The organism is Archangium sp. (assembly GCF_036388035.1).
Lineage (GTDB): Bacteria > Myxococcota > Myxococcia > Myxococcales > Myxococcaceae > Archangium.
This window is the reverse complement of the sequence record NZ_DASVSO010000914.1, coordinates 22,432-29,378: the sequence shown is the minus strand read 5'-3', so window position 1 is coordinate 29,378 and position 6,947 is coordinate 22,432. Positions and strand designations below refer to the sequence as shown.

Here is a 6,947-nt window from a genome sequence, read left to right as displayed (position 1 = left end):
GCGGTAACGCCTCGATGTCCTCGTAGGTGGCTGGACGCTTTCCCCGACCCATGTCCGCTCCTCTCCCAGGCCTTCCCGCCTGACTGCTCGCATTCTACAGGAAGGTCTGACGGGAGAGGTAGGGTCCGGTCCGCTTCAGCGGGCCGCGCGCGCCAGTCCGGCCACGCCGAACACCAGGCCGCCCATGAGCGCCATGAGGCCCGCCGTCGCCGAGTAGCGCTTCCACCTCGGTGTGGGTGGCACCGGGCCCTCGGGGCCCACGCCCTGCGGTATCGCATGGAAGAGGTTGCCCTCGGGCCGGTCCACGGGCTCGTCCCGCATCTGCATCCGCGCGCCCCACTGGCCCATGATGAGCTTGCCCGCCCAGGGGGCGATGGCGTTGACCCACAGCATCAGCCGGCCCTGGAGGAACACCGGCACCACCGTCTTCCCCGGGCGCCGCGCGCACCGCACCGCCGCTCGCGCCACCACGTCCACGTCATACGTGGGCGGCACCGGCTTGGGCGCCAGGCCAAACATGGTGGGCGCGTGGGCGAACATGTTGCTCGACACCGAGGGCACCAGGATGTTGGACACCTGGATGCCCGTCCCCATCAGCTCCATCTCCAGGCTCTTGGCCCACCCCAGCGTGGCGTGCTTGCTCGCGCTGTACGCGGACAGCAGCGGCGCCGAGCCCTTCGACAGCATCGACTGGATGTTGAGGATGTGGCCACTGCCCTGGGCGCGGAAGTGCGGCAGCACCGCCCGCGCGAAGCGCATGAAGCCAAAGCAGTTGATGTCGAAGATGCGCGTGATGTGCTCCCAGGGCAGCTCGTCGAAGAGGCCGTAGGACTGCACTCCCGCGTCATTCACCAGGATGTCCACGCGGCCGTAGTGCGTCAGGCACTCGCGCACCACCTGCTCCACGTCCTCCTGCACCGTCACGTCCCCGGGCACCGAGATGCACTCCACGCCCCGCTCCTCCAGCTGGTGGCGCAGCTTCTCCAGCGCCTCCACCCGCCGCGCGGTGACGCACAGCCGCACCCCCGCCTCGCCCAGCCGCACCGCCGTCTGCCAGCCCACCCCGCTCGACGCCCCTGTCACGATGGCGACCTTGCCCTTCAGGTCCTGGCTAGCCATGTCCGCTCCCCCGCTTCCCGTGTGAACACCCGCCCCGGAGGATGGGAATGCCCGCCCTCCCCGCGCACCTCGTCCCCGCACAGCCCCCGCCTGCCCGCTCGGGTTCCGGGTTGCCGGACGACTCCTGGCGTCCACTGGTGAACGCAACCCGGTGGCAACTGCACCCTGTACCCATCAGGTCGGGTGAAGCTGCGGGACATATGAGCTCGCTGCTCGATGCCGTCGTGGTGGGCGCTGGCCCCAACGGGCTCGCCGCCGCCATCTCCCTGGCTCGCGCGGGCCGCTCGGTGCGGGTGCTTGAGGCGGGCCCCACGCCCGGCGGTGGCGCCCGCTCGGCCGAGCTCACCCTGCCCGGCTTCGTCCACGACGTCTGCTCCGCCATCCACCCGCTCGCCGCGGCCTCGCCCTTCTTCCAGCAGCTCCCGCTCGACGCGCACGGGCTGGAGTGGGTGCACCCGGACGCCCCGCTCGCGCACCCGCTGGACCATGGCACCGCCGCCCTGCTGGAGCGCGGCCTCGAGGCCACCGCGCAGGGGCTCGGCCCCGACGCCGAGCGCTATATAAGGTGGATGCGCCCCATGGTGCGCGCCTTCGACGACGTGATGGCGCAGCTCGGCGACCCGCTGCACGTGCCCCGCCGGCCGATTCGACTCGCCCGCTTCGGCCTGCGCGCGATGCGCCCCGCGCGCTCACTCGCCGAGAGTGCCTTCCACGGGCCCCTGGCGCGCGCCCTCTTCGCCGGCTCCGCCGCGCACTCCTTCTCCGCCCTCGAGCGCTCCTTCACCTCCGCCTTCGGCATCCTCCTGCTCGCCTCGGGCCATGCCGTGGGCTGGCCGTTTCCCCGCGGGGGCACGCAGAAGCTCGTGGACGCGCTCGTCAGCTACCTGCGCGCGCTCGGCGGCGAGGTGGAGACGGGGCACCGCGTGCACAACGTGGACGAGTTGCCACGCTCGCGCGCCGTACTGCTCGACGTGACGCCCGCGCAGGTGGTGAAGCTCGCCGGCCACCGGCTGCCCCCGGAGTACGTGGAGAAGCTGCGGCGCTTCCGCTACGGGCCCGGCGTCTTCAAGGTGGACTGGGCCCTCTCCGGCCCCATTCCGTGGCTCGCGCCCGGGTGTGCCCGCGCCGGCACCGTGCACCTCGGGGGCACGCTGGAGGAGATCTCCGCCAGCGAGGCCGCCATCGCGCGCGGCGAGGCCCCCGAGCGGCCCTATGTCCTGCTGGCCCAGCACACGCTGTTCGACGACAGCCGCGCGCCCTCGGGCCAGCACACCGGGTGGGCCTACTGCCACGTGCCCAATGGCTCCACCGTGGACATGACCGAGCGCATCGAGGCCCAGGTGGAGCGCTACGCCCCCGGCTTCCGCGCGCGCATCCTCGCCCGGCACACGCGCTCGCCCGAGCAGTACGAGGCCTACAACGCCAACTGCATCGGCGGGGACATCTCGGGCGGCGCGATGGAGGGGCTGCAATTGCTGGCACGCCCCGTGGCGAGCCTCGTCCCGTACGCCACGCCGGACCCGCGCCTCTACATCTGCTCGTCCTCCACGCCCCCCGGGCCCGGCGTGCATGGGCTGTGTGGCTTCCTCGCCGCGCGGGCCCTGCTCGCCAGCGAGGTGTGGCGCAAGGGCTGAAGCCGACGCTCCGGCTAATTGGGACTCCCAAGGCGGTCAGCAACCGCAGGGCACGCGTATGTGTCGCGCAGCAGGTTCTCTGTCGCACTCGGCGTGAGGGATCTTCGGCCGGGAAATCGACCAAAACCCTCGTGATTTCAATGGGTTGAAGGAGACCCCTCTCCTTTCGACAATGTCGTATTGAAATGCTCGGTCATGAAGATTATGTCTGACATTGTCGGAATTGTGGAGGCCCATGGCCATAGGAGAATCGATGCCGGACCAGGACATCTTCACCGCACCCGACCATCTCCAGACAGGTCAACCATGATCTCCTCAGCGCAGTTGGGTGAGCGGCTCGCGCAGGCGCGCAAGCGGCTGAACAAGACCCAGGCCGAGTTGGCGGAGAGCATCGGTGTCGCTCGCACCACGCTGGTCGCCATGGAGAAAGGAGAGAGGCGCCCAACCAACGCCGAGCTGCTCAAGCTCGCGAAGGCACTCTCCACCTCTCTGAACGAATTGCTGCGCGAGCACACGGTCGTCGCGGATGCATCACCGCGATTTCGAATGGGGCCTCGCCACACGCGAAATGACGCAGTGGAGGACGCCGTCGAACGTCTCAAGGTCCTCGGCAGGCAATACGTGGAGCTTGAGCAGGTACTCTCCGTCACTCGTACACCCGCACCGCTGGAAGCGGTTACGACCTACCGTGCCTCCAACGCACCGGCAGGGATGGCTCCCCGGCTCTCAGGACAGGATGCGGCGGCCTTTCTCCGCAGGCACCTCGACCTCGGTGACGGACCCGTACTGGCTCTCGAGCCGCTCCTGGAGTTGGAAGCAGGCCTGCGAATCTTCCACCTTCCACTCCCTTCGGAAGTCGCGGCCATCTTCCTCTGGAGCGACGTCCTGGGCGCTTGTGTCGCACTCAATCGACTCCATCCACGTGAGCGCAGGCGCTGGTCCCTCGTTCATGAATTGGGGCACTTCTTGCGCGACCGAGAGGCCGGGGATGTCCTGCCCGCGAAGTTCGAGAGCCGGCTCGACCCTTCCGAAGTTTTCAGTGAGACCCTGGCCGCCGAGTTCCTCATGCCCGCCACGGGAGTTCGGCGCCGCTTCACCGAGCACCTCCGGGATAAGGGGGCGCACTTCTCCGCCGCTGACCTCATCGCAATGGCCCGCTTCTATGCCGTGTCCTTTCAGGCCATGACGCTACGCCTGGAGGAGTTGCAACTCCTCCCGCCCGGGACGTACCAGAAGCTGATCCAACGCAACTTCCGCCCGGTGGCGGCTCAGAAGCAGATGGGCCTGGCACCCGTCCAAGAACGAGCCGAGCGCTGGCTCCCTCAACGGTACGAGCGGCTGGCTCTGGAAGCCTATTCTCAGGAACTCCTCTCTGAAGGTGAACTCGCGAGCTACCTGCACTGTGACCGGATCGTGGCTCGTGAGCTGTACCTCGCACGCCAGGTGGAAGCCGCCGAAGGTGGAGAGTTGGTCCTGGACCTCGGCGAGGACGTCCTGGAAGTCCAAACCGCGAGGTAATCGATGCCGACGAAGCAGGTCGTCATCGATGCGTGCTCGGCCATCAACCTGCTGGCGACGGACAGAGCCGTCGACTTCATGCGCGCGCTGGACTGGACGCTGCTTGTCCTCCCTGAAGTCCGGCAGGAGGCCCAGCGCCTTCGCGGCCCATTGGATGATGAGGGCCAACCCACCTGGGTCCCCGCCGATTGGAGCCCGCTGGAGCAGGCGGGGCTTCTCACCGTGCAACCTTCAGAACTCCTGGGCGATGAGTTCGTCGAGGCCCTCGTCTCCTCGGCGGCCCACTTGACGGATGTCGACGCAGCCGCCGTTGCCCTGGCCGGCTCGCTCGGGCTCCCGCTCCTCTCGGATGACGCCAAGGTGCGAAGGGTCTTTCGAGCCTCGTACCCGGCGCTCGAACTCCAGGCCACGCTCGCGCTGATACGTCAGGCATCAAGTCAGCTCGGGTTGGACCCAATCGCCGTGAAGGATGTACTGCGTGCCCTTCGATGGAAGGCGAAGTTCGCGCCTCCCAAGCGCGACCCAGACCGTGAGTGGTATCTGTCACATCTCCCCGACTGATCGGCGTCACCCAGCGGCTGCAGCAGCCTCCGTGACGTCAAGCGGGGCCGCGTGCCGCATCTCCGAGTACGGCACGCCGTTCTGCTACTAGCGCCCCTTGCGCGCTGCCCCGCTCTGGCCCTCCTGCCGAGGCTCGGTGTCTGGCACATCCAGCGCGGGGTTCTGGGTGAAGAAGCCAAAGGGAGCGATGCTGAAGCCCACGCTCGTGCGCGGCATCACCGGCCACTCCTCCGGGCGCGGAATATGGACATGGTTCACCGTGTGCCAGAGGACCACATCCGTGTTCTCGAGCGACTCCCCGTTGGCATAGCCGGGCAGGCCCGTGCTCTCGGAGCTCTGCACCGTGTAGGTGCCCGACGCGTACCGCTCCTCCTCCTTGTAGCGGGTCAGCCAGGCCGCCTTGTGGGCGAAGCCCGTGCGCCTGCGAATGCCCGAGTCCGGCTGCGCGAGCAGCTCGTCGCTGTCACCCGGTAACACCACATACCCCGGGTGCTCGCCGAGGCTGTTGGTCTCGTTCGGGTTCACCACCCTCCACTGGCGGGCATGGCCCCCCTCGCGCCCGTCCTCCGCCGCCAGCAGCGTCGTCTCCGCGACGAAGGCGTTGCCCCGCGGGTTGTCCGGGCCCGTTGGCAGCGCCTTGACGTGGGTCTCATAGACGCTGTTCGCCGGGCCCTCCACGTCGAAGTCCAACCGGTAATTCACCATGTGCTCGTGGAGGATGGCGACCGTCCCCGGAGCCACCTTCGTGCCAAAGCGGCTCGACTCGGAGCCCTTGGCCAGCATGATGCCGCTCAGGTCCACCCGGGCCTCCAGGGTTCCGTCCTGTCGGAAGATCCACTGGAAGATGTAGTCGTAATTGCCGACGACCGCCGAGTGGAGCAGCACCAGGCTTCGCGAGCGGCGGACCTCCGCCGCGGAGTCCTCGCTGATGTGCTTCCAGAGGATGCCGTCATCCATCTCGTAGAGCGCCACGGCGCGCGGGAGGGTGTACGGCTCGCCATCGTCGCCGGCCAGGACCGCATCGAAGAGCGTGCTGTGGCGCGGAACGTCCCTGCCCGGCTCGAGGCTCACGGAGAGCACCCCCATGTTGTATTCGCCCGCGTCGAGCGCATTGCGCCAGCTCCAGTTCGGGTCCGGGTCGCCGTACATCGCCGCCGTCTCCGCGACGGAGGCCTTGTAGAGAATCGGTCGGACGCGGCCGGCCTCCTCATACCCGACCTGGTAGAGCACGAGCCCCTCGCGCGGCAGGAAGCCCCAGCGGAACCGCCAGTTCTGCCATTTCACGAGGTGCCCCTCGACGGTGAAGCTCGGACCGTCCGGCTGGCTGATGTCGAGGGGCTTGAGCGGCTCGCGGAGCGGGGGCAGCAGGTCCTTGTGGTACTCGGCCCCAGGCGGGAGGGGGGCGGTCCCCGTGCTCTCGACGCGGACCACCTGTCGCGTGTTGAGGTTGACGATGGCGACGAGTCCCTCGACAGGTCTCGAATAGGCGTTCCGCACCCCGTCCCCGGCGAACGTCAGTCCTCGGACGAGCCGAGCGCCATCGGGCGTCGTTCCACCGAAGCCCCATACGTCGATGTGCGCGTTGTCGAGATCCCGGAGGCCCCGCTGCACCGCCAGCGCTCGCCAGGTCGGATCGGCCTTCACGAGTTCCTCGGCGATCTCATAGTCCTCGAGCAGGTAGTTGGCCTGGACGCCGGGGATCGCCTGCCAACGCTGGATGGAGCGGTCGAGCACGTTGACGACGATCTCCGAGGTGACGTTGGCGACCTTGTCGATCACGATCGCCAACACCTCACGGCGCACCGGGTTGCCGTCCGAGCCGAGCACGAAGCTCTTCGGCGGCTCGTGGAGGGAGACCAGGGCGAACCCCATGTTCTCATTCCAGCGGGCGTCGGCCTTGATGGCGGAGGCCGCCGTCTGGAACTCCTCCTGAGTCAGTGGATCCAACAGGTGTCTGGGGCTCTCCACCACCTGCGGCTTCGGTTCCGCCTGTCGTGCCGAGACGCGCTCCTTCGACGCGCACCCGAGCGGCGAGACGGCGAGCACCAGGGTCGAGATGAGGACAATGAACCTCCCGACAGGACGATCACTCGCGGCGTGCATGCTTCCTCCAGT

At 68.2% G+C, this 6,947-nt stretch carries 5 protein-coding genes; 3 read left to right on the top strand and 2 right to left on the bottom strand.

Going from position 1 to position 6,947, the window contains the following annotated elements:
- Positions 1–135: 135 nt before the first annotated feature.
- Entirely contained in the window at positions 136–1,119 is a 984-nt protein-coding gene (locus VF697_RS37755) for an SDR family NAD(P)-dependent oxidoreductase (RefSeq protein ID WP_331102822.1), read from the bottom strand.
- Between the two features lie 200 nt (positions 1,120–1,319).
- Between VF697_RS37755 and VF697_RS37750 the strand changes: the two genes are divergently transcribed.
- The 3 genes from VF697_RS37750 (at position 1,320) to VF697_RS37740 (ending at position 4,832) form a co-directional block, all read left to right on the top strand.
- Positions 1,320–2,753 carry an NAD(P)/FAD-dependent oxidoreductase gene (locus VF697_RS37750; protein ID WP_331102821.1) on the top strand — a complete coding sequence of 478 codons (1,434 nt, stop codon included), beginning with the start codon at positions 1,320–1,322 and terminating at the stop codon, positions 2,751–2,753.
- Positions 2,754–3,059: 306 nt separating this feature from the next.
- Positions 3,060–4,271 carry an XRE family transcriptional regulator gene (locus tag VF697_RS37745; RefSeq protein ID WP_331102820.1) on the top strand — a complete coding sequence of 404 codons (1,212 nt, stop codon included), beginning with the start codon at positions 3,060–3,062 and terminating at the stop codon, positions 4,269–4,271.
- Positions 4,272–4,274: 3 nt separating this feature from the next.
- Complete coding sequence (locus VF697_RS37740) at positions 4,275–4,832, top strand: hypothetical protein (protein WP_331102819.1); 558 nt, start codon at positions 4,275–4,277, stop codon at positions 4,830–4,832.
- Between the two features lie 87 nt (positions 4,833–4,919).
- On the opposite strand, the gene VF697_RS37735 is transcribed toward VF697_RS37740, so the two are convergent.
- Positions 4,920–6,935: a primary-amine oxidase gene (locus VF697_RS37735; RefSeq protein ID WP_331102825.1), complete on the bottom strand. Its 2,016-nt coding sequence runs from the start codon at positions 6,933–6,935 to the stop codon at positions 4,920–4,922.
- Positions 6,936–6,947: the final 12 nt, after the last annotated feature.

What these genes read in the sequence shown, in the direction of transcription:
- VF697_RS37755 (WP_331102822.1), bottom strand. Translation starts at nt 1,119, where the DNA reads ATGGCTAGCCAGGACCTGAAGGGCAAGGTCGCCATCGTGACAGGGGCG.
- VF697_RS37750 (WP_331102821.1), top strand. Translation starts at nt 1,320, where the DNA reads ATGAGCTCGCTGCTCGATGCCGTCGTGGTGGGCGCTGGCCCCAACGGG.
- VF697_RS37745 (WP_331102820.1), top strand. Translation starts at nt 3,060, where the DNA reads ATGATCTCCTCAGCGCAGTTGGGTGAGCGGCTCGCGCAGGCGCGCAAG.
- VF697_RS37740 (WP_331102819.1), top strand. Translation starts at nt 4,275, where the DNA reads ATGCCGACGAAGCAGGTCGTCATCGATGCGTGCTCGGCCATCAACCTG.
- VF697_RS37735 (WP_331102825.1), bottom strand. Translation starts at nt 6,935, where the DNA reads ATGCACGCCGCGAGTGATCGTCCTGTCGGGAGGTTCATTGTCCTCATC.